At 68.9% G+C, this 15,947-nt stretch carries 15 protein-coding genes; 9 read left to right on the top strand and 6 right to left on the bottom strand.

What is annotated here, in order from left to right:
* Window positions 1-666 precede the first annotated feature (666 nt).
* Window positions 667-4,410: a transcription-repair coupling factor gene (gene mfd, locus ABIB15_RS08365; protein ID WP_354476849.1), complete on the top strand. Its 3,744-nt coding sequence runs from the start codon at window positions 667-669 to the stop codon at window positions 4,408-4,410.
* Here the strand turns inward: mfd and ABIB15_RS08360 are convergent.
* A complete protein-coding gene (locus ABIB15_RS08360) occupies window positions 4,367-5,188 on the bottom strand; it encodes a CPBP family intramembrane glutamic endopeptidase (protein WP_354476847.1) in 822 nt (273 codons plus the stop codon). The two genes, mfd and ABIB15_RS08360, sit on opposite strands and share 44 nt — an antisense overlap.
* Window positions 5,189-5,342: 154 nt before the next feature.
* Between ABIB15_RS08360 and ABIB15_RS08355 the strand changes: the two genes are divergently transcribed.
* The gene (locus ABIB15_RS08355) at window positions 5,343-6,266 is read left to right on the top strand and encodes a glycerophosphodiester phosphodiesterase (RefSeq protein ID WP_354476845.1); all 924 of its coding nucleotides are present in this window, start codon (window positions 5,343-5,345) and stop codon (window positions 6,264-6,266) included.
* A gap of 28 nt (window positions 6,267-6,294) precedes the next feature.
* On the opposite strand, the gene ABIB15_RS08350 is transcribed toward ABIB15_RS08355, so the two are convergent.
* Window positions 6,295-6,921 (bottom strand): alpha/beta hydrolase, encoded by a 627-nt coding sequence (locus tag ABIB15_RS08350; protein ID WP_354476843.1) that lies wholly within the window; start codon window positions 6,919-6,921, stop codon window positions 6,295-6,297.
* Between the two features lie 86 nt (window positions 6,922-7,007).
* Here ABIB15_RS08350 and ABIB15_RS08345 point away from each other — a divergent pair, with 86 nt between their 5' ends.
* Complete coding sequence (locus tag ABIB15_RS08345; protein ID WP_354476842.1) at window positions 7,008-7,664, top strand: nucleoside triphosphate pyrophosphohydrolase; 657 nt, start codon at window positions 7,008-7,010, stop codon at window positions 7,662-7,664.
* A gap of 225 nt (window positions 7,665-7,889) precedes the next feature.
* On the opposite strand, the gene ABIB15_RS08340 is transcribed toward ABIB15_RS08345, so the two are convergent.
* From ABIB15_RS08340 to ABIB15_RS08325, 4 genes are all read right to left on the bottom strand, one after another.
* Window positions 7,890-8,306 carry a DUF302 domain-containing protein gene (locus ABIB15_RS08340; RefSeq protein ID WP_354476840.1) on the bottom strand — a complete coding sequence of 139 codons (417 nt, stop codon included), beginning with the start codon at window positions 8,304-8,306 and terminating at the stop codon, window positions 7,890-7,892.
* Window positions 8,307-8,352: 46 nt separating this feature from the next.
* A complete protein-coding gene (locus ABIB15_RS08335) occupies window positions 8,353-9,813 on the bottom strand; it encodes a multicopper oxidase family protein (RefSeq protein WP_354476838.1) in 1,461 nt (486 codons plus the stop codon).
* A 49-nt stretch (window positions 9,814-9,862) separates the two neighbouring features.
* Window positions 9,863-10,138 carry an SHOCT domain-containing protein gene (locus tag ABIB15_RS08330; RefSeq protein WP_354476836.1) on the bottom strand — a complete coding sequence of 92 codons (276 nt, stop codon included), beginning with the start codon at window positions 10,136-10,138 and terminating at the stop codon, window positions 9,863-9,865.
* A 63-nt stretch (window positions 10,139-10,201) separates the two neighbouring features.
* Entirely contained in the window at window positions 10,202-10,459 is a 258-nt protein-coding gene (locus ABIB15_RS08325; protein ID WP_354476834.1) for a metal-sensitive transcriptional regulator, read from the bottom strand.
* Window positions 10,460-10,549: 90 nt separating this feature from the next.
* On the opposite strand from ABIB15_RS08325, the gene ABIB15_RS08320 reads away from it, so the two are divergent.
* The 6 genes from ABIB15_RS08320 (at window position 10,550) to ABIB15_RS08295 (ending at window position 15,843) form a co-directional block, all read left to right on the top strand.
* Complete coding sequence (locus ABIB15_RS08320) at window positions 10,550-11,938, top strand: MBL fold metallo-hydrolase (RefSeq protein ID WP_354476832.1); 1,389 nt, start codon at window positions 10,550-10,552, stop codon at window positions 11,936-11,938.
* A gap of 27 nt (window positions 11,939-11,965) precedes the next feature.
* Window positions 11,966-12,268 carry a rhodanese-like domain-containing protein gene (locus tag ABIB15_RS08315; RefSeq protein WP_354476830.1) on the top strand — a complete coding sequence of 101 codons (303 nt, stop codon included), beginning with the start codon at window positions 11,966-11,968 and terminating at the stop codon, window positions 12,266-12,268.
* The gene (locus tag ABIB15_RS08310) at window positions 12,268-13,035 is read left to right on the top strand and encodes a sulfite exporter TauE/SafE family protein (RefSeq protein ID WP_354476828.1); all 768 of its coding nucleotides are present in this window, start codon (window positions 12,268-12,270) and stop codon (window positions 13,033-13,035) included. The genes ABIB15_RS08315 and ABIB15_RS08310 overlap by 1 nt, the downstream gene beginning before the upstream one ends.
* An 87-nt stretch (window positions 13,036-13,122) precedes the next feature.
* Window positions 13,123-14,403, top strand: a complete 1,281-nt coding sequence (gene hisS, locus ABIB15_RS08305; RefSeq protein ID WP_354476826.1) for a histidine--tRNA ligase — start codon at window positions 13,123-13,125, stop codon at window positions 14,401-14,403.
* Window positions 14,404-14,614: 211 nt separating this feature from the next.
* Window positions 14,615-15,058: a MarR family winged helix-turn-helix transcriptional regulator gene (locus ABIB15_RS08300; RefSeq protein WP_354476824.1), complete on the top strand. Its 444-nt coding sequence runs from the start codon at window positions 14,615-14,617 to the stop codon at window positions 15,056-15,058.
* Window positions 15,055-15,843 carry an alpha/beta fold hydrolase gene (locus tag ABIB15_RS08295; RefSeq protein ID WP_354476822.1) on the top strand — a complete coding sequence of 263 codons (789 nt, stop codon included), beginning with the start codon at window positions 15,055-15,057 and terminating at the stop codon, window positions 15,841-15,843. The genes ABIB15_RS08300 and ABIB15_RS08295 overlap by 4 nt, the downstream gene beginning before the upstream one ends.
* The last annotated feature ends 104 nt before the right edge of the window (window positions 15,844-15,947 follow it).

The raw sequence follows: 15,947 nt of genomic DNA, 5'->3' as shown, positions 1-15,947 counted from the left end.
ATCAACAACAGCTACTGGCTCCAACCACCAAAAAACATCGACCCCACCCAAACCCTCATCCTGCTCCCCAGCAGAACACCCACCATCGCCACCATTACGGCCGCCGCCAAGAACGCGGTCGCGAGGAAAGAGAAAGCGAGCTGACCGTGAAAGACACAATCGAACTCCAAGGACACAAGGCGGACATGCTCTGCAGCAGCCGCCTCATCGTGCGCAGCAGAAGGGGGGCAAATCGTCGCGATGGGCCGGACGTGAGACAGGAATGTCGAGCAGTCAGAATGCCACGCCCGCACTAGACCACAACTGCTCGCCGGGGGTGGGGCAGGGGTCAAGCGATCCTCGCGGGCCGTGCCGGGACGGATGCGGCCACGAGTCGATCCGTCCCGGCCGGTCTAGACGCAACGGACCGCAGTCGACCCAGCCCGCCGTAGTCGACCCAGCCCGCCGTAGTCGACCCAGCCCGCCGCAGTCGACCCAGCCCGCCGCAGTCGACCCAGCCCGCCGTAGTCGACCCAGCCCGCCGTAGTCGACCCAGCCCGCCGCAGTCGACCCAGCCCGCCGCAGTCGACCCAGCCCGCCCCGCGACCAGCCACCATCCCCGCCGAATCAAAATCGTGGTCCACCCCGCCGCAGGAGAGTGCCAGCGAGCGAGCGTAGACTTCCCCGGTGATTCTTCAGGGCTTAATTCCGGCGCTTTCGCGCGCCCAGACGTTCGATGCTGCCCTGAAATATGCGCGCAGAAGTGCCGATTTCTCTCTCGTCGACGGACTCCGGGCCCCTCTCGTCGCCGGACTGCTCGATGCCCGCGAAGGCCCCAAGTCTCTCTTCGCGATCGTGGCAACCGGGCGCGACTCCGAGTCGCTCCGATCGGCTCTCCCGAGCGTCATGCCGGATGCCGAGATCATCGAGTTCCCCGCGTGGGAGACCCTCCCTCACGAACGGCTCAGCCCCAGCGCGGAAACGGTCGGCAAACGCATCCATGCGCTCCGCCGCCTCCAGGCCTGGCAAGCGCAGGTCGACGCGGGCACGCCGGCTCGCGACATCGTCGTTGTCGCGAGTGTGCGTGCGGCTCTCCAGCCCCTCTCCGATAACCTCACGAGTCTCGACCCGCTGCGCCTCGTCGCCGGTGGACGCGGCTACAACCTCGCGACACTGTCCTCCCAGCTCGTCGACCTCGCCTATTCGCGGGTCGACATGGTCACCCGGCGCGGAGAGTTCGCCGTGCGCGGCGGCATCCTCGACGTCTTCGCCCCCGACGCCGAGCACCCGGTGCGCGCCGAGTTCTTCGGCGACGAGATCGAGCACATCCGTCCGTTCTCGGTCGCGGACCAGCGGTCGCTGTCCGAGCAGCTCGCCGAGACGGAACTGCCCGCGAGCCGCGAGATGCTTCTCGGCCCCGAGGTGCGCCAGCGCGCGCGAGAGATGCAGCACGAGTTCCCGAGCCTCGCTCAGATGCTCGCCAAGATCGCCGAAGGCATCCCCGTCGACGGCATGGAGTCGCTCGCGCCCGCCCTCGTCGACCGGCTCGTGCCGATCACCCACTACCTGCCCGCGAGCACCGCGATCGCGGTGCTCGCCCCTGAGCGAGTCGCCTCCCGTGCCGTGAGCCTCGTCGAGACCAACCGCGAGTTCCTCAGTGCCGCCTGGAATGCGGCCACGGCCGGCGCCGAGGCGCCCATCGACCTCGACTCGGGCGATTTCCTCACCCTCCCCGCACTGAGGGATGCGGCCGGCGCACGCTCCTGGTGGACCTTCAGCGGATTCAACACCGGCGCAGCTGAGCCCGTCGCACCGGTGGTCCGAAGCGCGGTCCGGGGTGGCGCGGTAGCAGGTGGCGCGACAGCAGGTGGCACCGCGGTCGACGGAACCGTTTCAGGCACCCCGTCCGCGGTCGACACCGCAGCATCCGCCGCCATCAGCGCCCTGGTCGAGGACGCCGGCGAGTATGTGCGCATCGCCGCCGACAGCGTGCCGAGCTTCGCCGGCCGGGTCGACGGAGCGATCGACCACCTCGGCGCACGATTGGCCGAGGGCTGGACAGTGCTCGTTGTCGCGCAGGGGTCCGGACTCGTCGAGCGCGCCGCCGAAGCCCTCGGCGAACACGGCCTCGCCGGTCGAATCGTCGACGACTTCCCCGTGGATGCCGAACCCGGTGTCGCCTATCTCGTGAAGGCGTCCGTCGAGCACGGTTTCGAACTGCCCGAGTCCAAACTCGCAGTTGTGAGCGAGAGCGAGTTCTACGGGCGCAGCGCCGGATTCGACTCCCGGCAGGTCAAGAAGCTCGCCAGCCGGCGCAAGAACGTCGTCGACCCGCTGCAGCTCAAGACCGGCGACATCGTCGTGCACAACACGCACGGTATCGGCCGGTTCCTCGAACTGGTGCAACGCGAGGTCTCCACCGGTGGCCGCAACCCGGTGAAGAACAGTCGCGAGTACCTCGCGATCGAGTACGCACCCTCGAAGCGCGGCTACCCGGGCGACAAGCTCTACGTGCCCACCGACCAGCTCGACCTTCTCACCCGCTACGTCGGGGGAGAGGCGCCCAGCCTCAGCAAGATGGGCGGCAGCGACTGGTCCGCGGCCAAGGGCAAGGCACGCAAGGCCGTACGCGACATCGCCGTCGAACTCGTCAAGCTCTACTCCGCCCGGATGGCGAGCAAGGGCCACGCGTTCCCGCCCGACACCCCCTGGCAGCGCGAGCTCGAGGAGGCGTTCCCCTTCGCCGAGACGCCCGACCAGCTCACGACAATCGACGAGGTCAAGGCCGACATGGAGCGGCCCATCCCGATGGACCGCCTCATCTCGGGCGACGTCGGCTACGGCAAGACCGAGATCGCGATCCGCGCGGCGTTCAAGGCCGTGCAAGACGGCAAGCAGGCCATCATGCTCGTTCCGACGACGCTGCTGGTGCGACAGCACATGGAGACCTTCGCCGAGCGATTCGCGGGATTCCCCGTGCATCTGCGCGCGCTCAGCCGGTTTCAGACCGAGAAGGAGTCGAAGGAGGCCATCGACGGGCTTGCCGACGGCACCGTCGACATCGTCATCGGCACCCACCGCCTGCTGTCGAAGGGGATCGTGATCAAAGACCTGGGCCTCGTCATCATCGACGAGGAGCAGCGGTTCGGCGTCGAGCACAAGGATGCCCTCAAGAAGCTGAAGACCAACGTCGACATCCTCGCGATGAGCGCCACGCCGATCCCGCGGACCCTCGAGATGGCGGTGACCGGCATCCGCGAGATGTCCACCCTGGCGACCCCGCCCGAGGACCGGCATCCGATCCTCACGTTCGTCGGCCCCTACAGCGAGAAGCAGGTGAGCGCCGCGATCCGCCGCGAGCTGCTGCGCGAGGGACAGGTGTTCTTCGTGCACAACCGCGTGTCGAGCATCAACCGGATCGCCTCCCAACTGGCCGAGCTCGTGCCGGAGGCGCGCATCGCCGTGGCCCACGGGCAGCTGCCCGAGCACGTGCTCGAGCAGGTCATGGTCGACTTCTGGGAACGCAAGTTCGACGTGCTCGTGTCGACGACGATCATCGAGACCGGCCTCGATATCGCCAACGCCAACACCCTCATCATCGACCGGGCCGACAAGTACGGGCTCAGCCAGCTGCACCAGCTGCGCGGACGAGTCGGCCGCGGCCGGGAGCGCGCCTACGCCTACTTCCTCTATGACGCAGACAAACCCCTCGGCGAAGTCGCCCACGACCGCCTGTCGACGATCGCCGCGAACAACGACCTCGGCGCCGGAATGCAGATCGCGCTCAAGGACCTCGAGATCCGCGGCGCCGGAAACCTCCTCGGCGGGGAGCAGTCCGGACACATCGCCGGTGTCGGATTCGACCTCTACCTGCGGATGATCGGCGAAGCGGTGAGCGCTTTTCGCGGCGACGTCGCCGAGGGCCAGACCGAGCTGCGGCTCGAGCTGCCCGTCGACGCCCATGTGCCGGAGGAATACGTGGAGAGCGAGCGGCTGCGCCTCGAGGCCTACCAGAAGCTCTCGGCCGCGAGCGGACTCACGTCGGCCGACGGCGCGATCGACCAGGTGCTTGACGAGCTCACCGACCGCTACGGCGAGCCGCCGCAGCAGGTGCACAACCTCATCGCCGTCTCGCGACTGCGCCGGATGGCGCAGAAGGTGGGCCTGAGCGAGGTCGTCACGATGGGTGGCAACCTGCGCGTCGCGAGCGCCGAACTCGCCGACTCGATCCAGGTTCGCCTGCAGCGGCTCTACCCGGGCGCGCGCTACTTCGCGCAGACGAAGTCGGTCTCGGTACCGCTGCCCCGCATCGACGGGCAGGGCCCCGACGATGCGACCCTCATCGCGTGGACGAGCGGACTGCTCGTGGCGATCTTCGGGGCCGAGCTCAGCTCGGCGGCAGCGACAGACCGGGAGAGCTCGGCGGGGTAGGAGATCTCCGCCTGACCGTCTTCTTGTGCACCTTGTACACGACAACCGGGATGAGCACGAGCGAACGCAGGTCGATCAGGGCGTGCACCGTCATCGCGACGAGGATGCTGCCGGTCACGAGGTAGACCAACATCAGCAGCCCACCGACGATCGTCGACCCGATCACCCCGGCGGCACCCTGGTAGACGTGCAGCGCTCCGAACAGCGCGAGGCTGCCGAGGATCGCCGCGACGGCGCTGCCGGTCACTCCGTAGATGAGGGCGGGCAGGGCGAGGCGGAACAGCAGCTCCTCCACCACCCCCGCGTTGATCGACAGGAGCGCGCCATAGCGGAGCTCGGTGCGGTTGCGGGGCAGCAACGCCTGGATATCGCCGATCGCGGGCACCTCGTCGATGTGCCGGGCGGCGTAGATCGCGAGCACCATCCCGCCGACGAGGAGCACGAGGATGCCGGTGACCACGGCGATCGCGATTCCCGACTGGGAGAAGGCGGTGCGGGCCGCGGCGACCCAGCCGATGCTGTTGATGTCGGCGAGCAGCAGCGGCACCTGGTTCCCGGCGAGCAGCAGCACGACGATTCCCGTCCCGCCGAAGGTGCGGAAGGAGTCGATGAGCCACTTGCGGTACATCCCCTGCCGCTTCAGCGTGCCTCGGAAGCGCTTGAACTGCTGGTACTCGCGGCGGTCCTTGCGCAGTGCCCTGATGGTGAGGAGGGCGACGAGCGCAATGAGGGCCACACCGAGCAGGATCGGGGTGCTCGGCGACGACGGTGAGAGCACGCCTCAGTCTCCCGTCTCGACAGCATCCATGTGTCCATAGTGTCAGGCCACGCCGAGTGCACGGCGCGTGTAACGGAAAGGTAACGGACTGCAATATAATGAGCTAACCGCACTGCTGCGGGCCACCCGAAGACCCGAACAGAACGGATTGTCAATGGCGACAATGCGCCCTCGATTTCGCGCACCCCGCGCGATCCTCGACGATCCCCGCGCGGGACGGATGCTGCCGGCGGCGAGCGTCGCTCTCGTGCTGGCCCTGGTGCTCGTGATCATCCTCGACCCGGGGCGATCGGCCGTGCAGGCGTCGAGCGTGTTCGGCGGTCTGCGCGCTGCGGGGGAGCCCGCATTCATCGCCGGCCACCGGGGCGATCGCGCGGGAGCGCCGGAGAACACGCTCCCGGCGCTGCAGGCCGCGCTCGACAGCTCGATGGACTTCGTCGAGACCGACCTCCAGCTCTCCGCCGACGGTGTACCGGTGCTCATCCACGACGTGACGGTCGACCGCACGACCGATGGCTCCGGGGCGGTCGCCGACCACACCCTCGCGCAGCTTCAGGCGCTCGACGCCGGATCCTGGTACTCGACCGCCTTCGCCGACGCGCGCGTCCCGACCCTCGCCGCGTTCCTCGAGATTCTCGCCGAGTCCGACAAGAAGGCGCTGCTCGAACTCAAGGGCTTCTGGACCGCCGACGAGGTGCGGCTGGTCACCGACCTCGTGCACGACTACTGGGTGCAGGATCGAGTCACCTTCGCGAGCGTCGACTTCACGACCCTCGACAACATCGGCGAGGTCGGCCCCGGCTTCGGGCGTGCGATCATCTGCAGAGACCTCCCGAAGGACCCGGTCGGGCTCGCGACCCACTTCGGCGCGATCGCGATCATCACGACCCCGAGGTCGCTCGAGGAGAATCCGGATGCCGTCGAGGAGATGCACCGCTCCGGCCTGGGGCTCATCGTCTACACGCTCAACAGCGAACGCCGCTGGTCCGATGCCGTGGCGCTGGGGGTGGACGGCATCGTGACCGATCGCCCCAGCCTGCTCGACGAGTGGCTCGCCGAGACCGCTCCCGAGACGTAGGAGGAGTATGGCCGGTCGGCGTTGCCGGTCAGGCGAGCTGGCGCCGGATGAAAGCGCTCACGTCGCCGAGTTCGGCGGCGGACACGCCGTGGGCGAGATCCTCGTAGATTCGCTCGGTGAGGGTCGAGTGCGACGGCAGCCACCGTTGGGTGTGGGCGATCAACGCGACGGGGATGACGTGGTCGGCGGTGCCGCGTCCCCAGAACACGGGCGGACTCGCCGCGGCGAGGTCAGCGTCTACCCGACCCTCATCGATCGCGAACCCGGCCAGCATCACCGCGTACGCGAAACGGGTCGGCGCGTGACGCAGGAGCTGAAGCGCCATCGCGCCTCCCTGCGAGAAGCCAAGCAGGCCGATCGACGTCGACGTAGTCGTGTCGAGCCACTCGAGGAGGGCGCGCGCGGTGTCGTCGGCGATGCCCGGGACCGGTGCCTCCTCGCCCGAGAACGGGAACCAGGCGTAGCCCGCGCCCGCGCGCAGCGGCGCCCGCACCGAGGCGATGACCGGCTGCAGCGGCAACTGGGGAGACAGTCCGAACAGGTCGCCCTCGTGGGAGCCGTAGCCGTGCAGCAGCACGAGCAACGGACGCCCGGCCCGCTCGCGCTCCGGAGCGGACCACAGCACGTCATCCGGATCGATTCTCATTGCCTGCATTGCCCGTCTCCGTTTTCTCGCCGCCTGGCGCACAACGTTATCAAGGCGGTCCGCACGCCCCCGCACCCGGGTGGGAGGATGAGGGCATGACCGGTGCCCCGCATCCGAAACTCGACGAACTCATCTCAGTGCTCGCGCGGCTGCGCGCGCCGGGCGGCTGCGCCTGGGATTTCGAGCAGACCCACGAGTCGCTCGTGCGGCACCTGATCGAGGAATCGTACGAGCTCGTCGACGCGATCGAATCGGGCAGCCGTGACGAGCTCATCGAGGAACTCGGCGACGTGCTCTACCAGGTGATCTTCCATGCCGACATCGCTGCCCACCGCAGCGAGGGCAGCTTCGACATCGATGATGTGGCGGCGCGCATGACGCAGAAGATGATCGGGCGGCATCCGCACGTCTTCGCGGACGCGACCGCAGAGACCGCCGTCGACGTCATCGCGGTGTGGGACGACCTCAAGGCGGTCGAGAAGCCCGGTCGCACGAGCGTGCTCGACGGCATCCCGCAGGCGATGCCGTCGCTGCTCCTTGCCGAGAAGCTGCTCGGGCGGGCCCAGCGCGTCGGAATGCAGCCAGCCCGGCACGATTCTGCTCCGGCGAGCGAAGAGGAACTGGGAGAGACGCTGCTCGCTCTTGTGGCATCGGCCACGGCGAACGGCCTCGACGCCGAGCGTGCGCTGCGCGGCGCACTGCGGGGGCTTCAGTCCGACATTCGGGTCGCGGAGAACACCGGGAAAGAGTAGGGGACGCCCTCCCGAAGGGGGGTGGGGGAGGGCGTCCGGGCAGTCAGGTCTCGAGATCCAGCAACGAGGGGGCTGTGCTGCCGAGGTCGGCACGATTACCCGAAAGCGCCGACCCAGTAAAAGGCAACCCGAATGCCTTTCGGTTGACAGGGTATATGCAGAACCGGTGATCTCCTAACCTATTCAGCACGTGTTGATGCGGTGTGTCGTGGCCGCCCGCGTCATCTAGGCTGCGGCGGCCTCGAGGCTTCGTAGGGCGCGGGTGAGGCGTGCCTCGGCGTCGTCGGCGACCTCGGCGACGGCGGGGTTGCCGGTCAGCTGCACCATCGTTTGGGGGGCGATCGCCTGCACGACGGTCGCGTCGGCATCCGGTCCGCGTCGAACCACGACGTTGCAGGGCAGAAGCAGGCCGAGGTCCGGCTCGGCCCGCAGCGCGTGGCTTGCGAGGTCGGGATTGCAGGCTCCGAGGATGACGAGATCGCCGAGCTCGTCCGCGCGCTCCTGGCCGAGCTTGGCGGTGAACGTGGCGCGCACGTCGATCTCGGAGAGAATGCCGAAGCCCTGCTCCGCGAGCGCCTCCTTCGTGCGGCGGAGGGCCTCGTCCCAGGCGAGGGGAACGGTGATGGTGATGGCGTAGGTCATGTGTGTGTCCTTTGCTTTGATGTGGGTGGTGTGGTGGTCTGGGAGGTCACTCGGTGTCGATGATGCCCATCATTCCGAGGTCCTCGTGGTCGAGGATGTGGCAGTGATAGACGCTCGGCCCCCTGAAGTCCTCGAACGCGATGCGCACCCGAACCCGCGACCTGGCCGGCAGATTGACGACATCTCGCCAGACCGGTCGGTCGATCGATGCGCCGGGAAATTCGACGACCTGCATCGGCCAGACGTGCAGGTGGAACGGGTGATCCATCGGACTCGCGTTCACGAGGGTCCACTCCTCGACGGCGCCCAGCTCGACTTGCGTGTCCACCCGCTCGCGGTTGAACTTGCGGCCGTCGATCGTGAAGGTCATCCCGCCCGGCCCCATCATGCCGCCCATGCCCATCGCGAGGGTGATCTCCCGCCGGCCGGTGACCTCCTCGTCGCGCAGATCGCGCGGGGCGCTCTGGCGCGGCACCGGCGGTGGCGCATCGACCGGGCCTCCCGCGACCTCGAACACCGCGAGATCGGCGCCGGTGGCAGCCGAGCCGCCCATCATGCCCTGCATCGACCCACGGTCGACGGGAGACGTGCGGAGGATCGAGGTGCCGGATGCCGCGTCGACGAGCAGGTCCGCCCGGTTGCCAGGCGCGAGTCGCACCTCTTCGACGGATTCGGGTTCAGCGTCCCGGCCGGAGTCCATCCCGAGCAACTGCAGGTTCTGGCCGTCGAGTCGCAGTGACAGGTATCTCGACACGCAGGCGTTGACCACACGCCACCGTTCCCGCTCGCCCGGCCGCGCGGACAGCGTCGGTGCCAGCTGGCCATTGACGAGCACGAGTTCGCCCTCCCGGCCGAACATCTGGTCCTCGTCGGATGCCGGTGCGACGCGCCCCGCCGCGTCGAGGGTCAGGTCGGAGATGATGAGCACCCGCTCGCGGGTTACCGGGATGGGCTCGGGGTCCTCGACGATGATCGTGCCGTACAGGCCCGCTGAGACCTGCTCGGCGACGTTGCCGTGGTGGTGGGGGTGGTACCAGTAGACCCCCGGCGGATGGTCGGCGGGCAGGTCGTAGGCGTAGTCGAAGGTGTCGCCCGGGTCGATCGCCAGGAGCACGTTGTCGCCGTTGCCGCGGGGGGTCACGTGCAGGCCGTGCACGTGCAGGTTGGTGGCGGCGTCGAGGCCGTTCTCGAGCGCGACCTCGAGCCGGTCGCCGGGGCGGAGCACGAGGGTGGGCCCTGGGAGGGAGCCGTTGTAGGCGAGTACCGTCGCCTCGCGGCCGCCGATCCGCACGGCCGCCTTGGCGGAGGACAGGCGCACCCGGAGCAGACCGGCGTCGCTGCGCAGGACCTCGGGTTGGAGCAGATCGTCGAGGCCGCCCAGGCTGCCGGTGCCGCCGGGGAGCGAGGGCTCGGTGCTGCCCCAGAGCAGTCCGGTGCCGCCGACGAGCGCGGCGAGTCCGCCGACGCCGCCGACGATCAGGATCGTGCGGCGGCTGACTTCGGGCATCAGGCGCTTCTGCCGGAGCGCCGGCCCGTGTGGCGACTGCGCTCCAGCATCACGGACCCTCGCTGAGCGCGTCCCGTCGGTCGCGGTACTCCTGGGCGTCGATCTCACCTCGGGCGTAGCGCTCGTCGAGGATCTGCTTGGCCTTGCTCGATCCGAGCCCCTGGGGCTGGCCCGCGCGGTCGGCCCCGGATGCGGCTTGGCCGCTACTGCGGTTGCCGTTCGCTATGGCCCACACGATCGCCCCGATCACGAGGATCAGTCCGAGGAAGACCATTATTCCGAACAGCCACATCCAGCCCGATCCGTATCCGTTTCCCCACATCATGGTGCGTCTCCTTGCATCTCGTTGGTGCTGTTCTACGAAGTTGTCAGCTTTAATCATCCGCGGTCAGGCGAGGGAGAGGAAGAGCTTCTCCAACTCGGCCTGGTCGACGCTCGGATCCTCCTGCGCCATGCACTGCTGCAGCGCCGTCGCGATAATCGAGAAGCCCGCCTTGTCGAGCGCACTCGAGACGGCGGCGAGCTGGGTCACGACGCTCTTGCAGTCCTTGCCCTCCTCGATCATGCGCGTCACCGCGGCGAGCTGGCCCTGCGCGCGGCGCAGACGGTTGATCACCGGCTTCATGTCGGTGGGATCGAGGTCCATCTGTGCCTCCTGGCGATAGTTGATGACACTCAAATACTATACCCTGCTGGGTATTTTGCATACCCCTAGGGGTATGTGTACTATGGGGCCATGACCATGATCCTGAAGCAGTACTACCTCGGGTGCCTCTCGCACGGCTCCTACCTGATCGCTGACGAATCCACGGGCCAGGCGGTCGTCGTGGATCCCCGCCGCGACATCAAGGGATACCTCGATGACGCCGCGGCATCCGGACTTCGCATCGTCGGGGTCATCAACACTCACTTCCACGCCGACTTCGTCGCCGGGCACCTCGAGCTCGCCGCCGCGACCGGCGCCTGGATCGGCTACGGCGCGGCTGCTTCGGCAGACTACGAGATCCGCTCCCTCGGGCACGGCGAGCGCATCCCGCTCGGCGACGTCGAGCTCGAGATCCTCGAGACCCCCGGCCACACCTGGGAGTCCATCTCGATCCTCGTGCGCGAGCACGCCGGTGACGAGGTGCCCCACGCGGTGCTCACCGGCGACGCCCTGTTCATCGGCGACGTCGGCCGGCCCGACCTCGCGGCATCCGTCGGCGCCTCGCCGATCGAGCTCGCCCACGCGCTGTACCACTCCATCCACGACGTCCTGATGGTGCTCCCGGATGCCGTTCGCCTGCTCCCCGCGCACGGCGCCGGGTCCGCGTGCGGCAAGAACCTCTCCGAGGAACTCGAGTCGACGATCGGAGCCCAGCGCTTCATGAACCCGTCGGTCTCGCCCATGGACGAGGACGACTTCGTCGCATTGATCACGAGCGGCCAGCCCGCGATTCCGCAGTACTTCGTCACCGACGCGCTGCTCAACCGGCGCGCCCACGCCCTCATGGGGCGCGAGACGCTCGCGTCACCGCTCGCGGTGGACGCCGTGCGCGACCTCATCACGGCCGGCGTCAAGATCGTCGACGCGAGGACCCCGGACGAGTACGCGGCGGGACACCTCGTCGGGTCGGTCAACGTCGGCATTGACGGACGCTTCGCCGAGACCGCCGGAATGGTGCTCGCCGAGGGCGATGATGTGCTTATCGTCGCGAACCCGGGCAGCGAGGACGACGTCGCCCTGCGCCTCGGCCGCATCGGCTACGACCGAGCCGTCGGCTTCCTGCCGGAGCCGGAGCGCGCCTTCGAGCAGCTCTCGTCCTTCGTGCGCACCGCCGACCGGATCAACGCCTCCGAGCTCGACGAGGTCGCCGAGCGGACGGGGGCGATCGTTCTCGACGTGCGCAACCCGGGAGAGCGCGAGGCGGGATTCATCCCCGGCTCCGAGTTCATCCCGCTGGCCGAGCTGCCGCAGCGGCTCGACGAGCTGCCTGCCGGGCGCCCCGTCATCGTGCACTGCGCGAGCGGCTGGCGCTCGAGCGTCGCGGCGAGCGTGCTCCGTGCCGCGGGCCGGGACGAGGTCACCGACGTCGTCGGCGGCTACACCGAGTGGGCCGCCCTGCACGTGCCCGTTTCCGCATAACCTTCCGCAGAACCGACGGAGTCGCCGATGAGAGAAATTACCTGCACCGAGGTGCTCAACGCCGATGCGTCGGCCCAGCTGATCGATGTGCGCGAGGCGAACGAACTGCACGCCGGCATGGTCGCCGCCGCCGCGCACCTGCCGATGAGCGAGCTCACGGCCCGGCTGGGTGAACTCGACCCGAGCCGGCGCGTGATCGCCGTGTGTCGCAGTGGCGCGCGAAGCGCGAGCGTCGCGGAGGCGCTCACGGCTGCAGGGTTCGAGTGCGACACCATGGGCGGCGGCATGATCGAGTGGTCCGCCCAGGGCCTCCCGGTCCGCTTCCTCTGATGCCGCTGCTGATCGCTGTCCCGCTCGGGCTGCTCGTCGGTGCCATCCTCGGCCTCGTCGGCGCCGGTGGCTCGATCATCGCGGTGCCCGCCCTCGTCTACGGCACCGGGCTGAGCCCGCGGGAGGCGATCCCGGCGTCGCTCATCATCGTGGGGCTGTCCTCGATCGTGGCCGTGCTGCCGCGGCTGCGCCGGGGCGTCGACTGGACCGCCGCGGCGACCGTCGGCGCCGCGGGCATTCCCGCGGCCTGGCTCGGTGCCGCGGTCGGCCGCCTGCTCGACGCCGACGCGCTCCTGCTCGCCTTCGCCGTGCTCATGGTCGCCGCGGGCGTGCGAATGCTTGTCGGCGGACGCCGCCCCGTCGCGCCGCGCACGCCGGCACTCCTCGGCATCCGCATCGTGAGGGGCATCGCGGTCGGACTCGGGGTCGGCTTCCTCACCGGGATGCTCGGCATCGGCGGCGGATTCATCATCATTCCCGCGCTGACACTGCTGCTCGGTCTCGGCATGGCGACAGCCGTCGGCACCTCGCTCGTCATCATCGTCGTCAATGCGCTCGCGGGACTCTCCGCGACCGCGGGGTCGCTCGGCGACAACTGGCCGGTGGTGGCGGTGTTCGCGGCGGCCGCGATCATCGCGTCGTTCGTCGCCGCGCGGTTCGCCGGGCGACTGCCGGATAACCTGGTGAAGACCGTCTTCGCGATTCTCACCCTGCTCGTGGCCGTATTCACCGGGGTCTCGAGCGCGTACGCACTGCTCGCCCGGTAGCTTCCGGCCGGGCATGTGCCGCAGGTCGAATCCGGCGCGGTGCACGGCGCGGCGGAGGGAGCCGCGGCGGTGCGAGAGAATCGACGCATGGCTTCTCCTGTCAATCCTCCGCGCGGAATGCGCGACTTCCTCCCCGCCGACAAGGCGCACCGTGAGCGCGTGCTCGGCATCATCCGCGGCGTCTACGCGGCGCACGGCTTTGACGAGATCGAGACGCCCGTCATGGAGGACAGCTCCCGGCTGCACGCCGGGCTCGGCGGGGACAACGAGAAGCTCGCCTTCGGGGTGCTCAAGCGTGGGCTCACGCCGGAGGACTTCGCGGCCGCGACCGACGCGCTCGATCTCGCCGACCTCGGGCTGCGCTTCGACCTGACGGTGCCGCTCGCCCGGTTCTACGCGAGCCACCGCTCCGAGCTCCCCTCGGTGTTCCGGGCCATCCAGATCGCTCCGGTCTGGCGGGCCGAGCGTCCGCAGAAGGGCCGCTACCGCCAGTTCGTGCAGTGCGACATCGACATCATCGGGGAGGCTGGGCCGCTCGCCGAGGTCGAGCTGATCACCGCGACGGCGGCGACGCTGCGCGCGCTCGGACTCGACGGCTGCAGCATCCGCATCAACGACCGCCGAATCCTCACCGGCATGCTCACCGCCCTCGGCTTCGCGGCCGCCGACCACGACGCGGTCGTCATCACGATCGACAAGCTCGACAAGGTCGGGCGGGCCGGCGTCGTCGCCGAACTGCGTGACCGCGGCTTCGGCGCGGAGGCCATCGACGCGCTGCACGACTTCTTCGCCAGGCCCGTGCTGAGCGAGTCGCTGCCATTCGGGCACGCCGCGATCACGCACGCGGTCCCCGCGGGAGTGGATGCCGGGCTGGTCGCCGAGCTCGCCGCGCTCGGTGACGCCGTACTGGCCGCGGGCCCCGGCGTGGGCCTCGAGTTCGACCCGTTCCTCGTGCGCGGCATGGGCTACTACACGGGCACGATCTTCGAGATCGCACACCCCGACTTCGCCTCCTCCCTGGGCGGCGGCGGCCGCTACGACGGCATGATCGGCCGCTTCCTCGGGGTCGACGTGCCCGCGGCGGGCTTCTCGATCGGCTTCGAGCGCATCGTAGACCTCGTGCGTGTGCCGACCGGCGACCCCGGCGACTCGGTCGCCCTGCTGCACGAGGCGGATGTTGCCCCGGCCACGCTCGTCGCGCTCAAGACCGCGCTCATCGCACAGGGCCGCCGGGTGCGGCTCGAGCGCAAGCCCCGCAACCTCAAGCCGCTGTTCGCGCAGCTCGCCGCATCCGGATTCACGAGCTTCGCCACCGTCGGGACGTCAACCACGAGCATCGACGAGCTGGCCTTCCGCCCTCTCGCCTGACCACCCCTGTCATTATTCAGGAGGGAAGAAACCGGTGGTGGCGGTTTCGTGCATTCCAACCCTGCCGACACAGGAATGTATAGCGTTCAGGCTGCTATCCGCTGGATAACTGCGTGAGCGCCCGCAGCTCCTGAATACTGCCACCACAACTCCTGAATTATGAAAGGGACGGTTGACTCGGGACGGGTCATATTGTTAAGTAGTTAACAATATGAATGGCTCACCGCTTCTCGACAGCACCGCCTTCAAACTCAATCGCGCTGCCGGGCTCATCGAGCGCATCGCCGACGACTATCTGAGGCAGAGCCACGGAATCCGGTATGCACCGTTTCTCGTGCTCATGATGGCTCGCCTGCTCGGGCCGACGAGCCAGCAGGCGATCGCCGCCAATCTCAACGTCTCGCGCGCCTCCGTGACCCAGCGGGTCGCGGCGCTCGTCGCCGACGGACACCTGGTTGTGACGACCGACCCCCGGGACGCGCGCGCCAACCTCGTGACCCTCACCCCGTCAGGAGCCGAACTGTTCGACCGCGCCTGGGACGGCCTCGAATCACGCGACGACGGCCTCGAGACGGGAATCGACGAGCGAGCCCTCGCGAGCGCGCTCGACCGGCTCATCGCCAACGCCGTCGCCGCGCTGGGGGAGGGGTCGTGAAGCTCCACGAGTCCCACCGCGACGCTCGCGAGAGCGTCGTGTTCTTGCACGGCGGCAACGTCGCGGGCTGGATGTGGGGCGAACAGCTCCCGGCATTCTCGCGCGTACACACGCTCGTGCCCGACCTGCCGGGTTTCGGCGAGAGCCACGCGGAGGAGTGGACCTCGGTGGCGGATGCTGCGGATCGCGTCGCCGGAATGATCGCGGACCGCGCCCACGATGGGCGGGCGCACATCGTGGGGCTGTCCCTCGGGTCGAGCGTGGCGCTCGCGCTCGCCGCGAGGCATCCGCCGGCCGTGACGAGCCTCTTCCTCGCGAGCCCGACCGTGACGCCGGTACCGTCCGGCCAGCGACTGGCCGGCTCCCTGATGATCCGCGCGTGGAATCACCGCTGGTTCTGGGAAGGACTCGCCCGCTCCTACCGGCTGCCGGCCGACTCGCGCGACCTGTTCGTCGACACCGGCCTCGGCATCCGACAGGAGACCGCGCGGCTGATCCTCGACGAGGTCGGAGGGGGAATCCCGGGTGAGATGCTCGCCGCGGTGCGCGCTCCGACGCTCGCGGTCGCGGGGGAGCGCGATGCCGCGTTCGTCAGGTCGCACTCGCTGCGCCGCATCGCCGAGTCGATTCCCGGTGCCCGCACCGCGATCGCGCCCGGGATGCACCACCAGTGGAACATTGAGAACGTCGACCTGTTCAACACCGCCGCGCTCGCGTGGATCGAGCGTCGCGAGGTGTCTGACACGCTCGCAGCCGGGCCGACCGGCAGCATCCGGACGCGCTGATCACACAGCCCGGCAGACGCCCGTGCCCCCGCGCCGGCGCCTCACGGCCCGTTTGCGGCGCGCGAGTAGGATATCCAGCGCACGCGAATGAGGCGCCTGGAGCG

The sequence above is a fragment of the Marisediminicola sp. UYEF4 genome, from assembly GCF_040546025.1.
Taxonomy (GTDB): domain Bacteria; phylum Actinomycetota; class Actinomycetes; order Actinomycetales; family Microbacteriaceae; genus Marisediminicola.
Note: the sequence above shows the minus strand (reverse complement) of the source record. Positions and strands in the feature narration are given on the sequence as shown.

Coding starts and splice junctions, on each gene's coding strand:
- ABIB15_RS08355 (WP_354476845.1), top strand. CDS start 5,343: ATGGCGACAATGCGCCCTCGATTTCGCGCACCCCGCGCGATCCTCGAC.
- ABIB15_RS08350 (WP_354476843.1), bottom strand. CDS start 6,921: ATGCAGGCAATGAGAATCGATCCGGATGACGTGCTGTGGTCCGCTCCG.
- ABIB15_RS08345 (WP_354476842.1), top strand. CDS start 7,008: ATGACCGGTGCCCCGCATCCGAAACTCGACGAACTCATCTCAGTGCTC.
- ABIB15_RS08340 (WP_354476840.1), bottom strand. CDS start 8,306: ATGACCTACGCCATCACCATCACCGTTCCCCTCGCCTGGGACGAGGCC.
- ABIB15_RS08335 (WP_354476838.1), bottom strand. CDS start 9,813: ATGCCCGAAGTCAGCCGCCGCACGATCCTGATCGTCGGCGGCGTCGGC.
- ABIB15_RS08330 (WP_354476836.1), bottom strand. CDS start 10,138: ATGATGTGGGGAAACGGATACGGATCGGGCTGGATGTGGCTGTTCGGA.
- ABIB15_RS08325 (WP_354476834.1), bottom strand. CDS start 10,459: ATGGACCTCGATCCCACCGACATGAAGCCGGTGATCAACCGTCTGCGC.
- ABIB15_RS08320 (WP_354476832.1), top strand. CDS start 10,550: ATGACCATGATCCTGAAGCAGTACTACCTCGGGTGCCTCTCGCACGGC.
- ABIB15_RS08315 (WP_354476830.1), top strand. CDS start 11,966: ATGAGAGAAATTACCTGCACCGAGGTGCTCAACGCCGATGCGTCGGCC.
- ABIB15_RS08310 (WP_354476828.1), top strand. CDS start 12,268: ATGCCGCTGCTGATCGCTGTCCCGCTCGGGCTGCTCGTCGGTGCCATC.
- hisS (WP_354476826.1), top strand. CDS start 13,123: ATGGCTTCTCCTGTCAATCCTCCGCGCGGAATGCGCGACTTCCTCCCC.
- ABIB15_RS08300 (WP_354476824.1), top strand. CDS start 14,615: ATGAATGGCTCACCGCTTCTCGACAGCACCGCCTTCAAACTCAATCGC.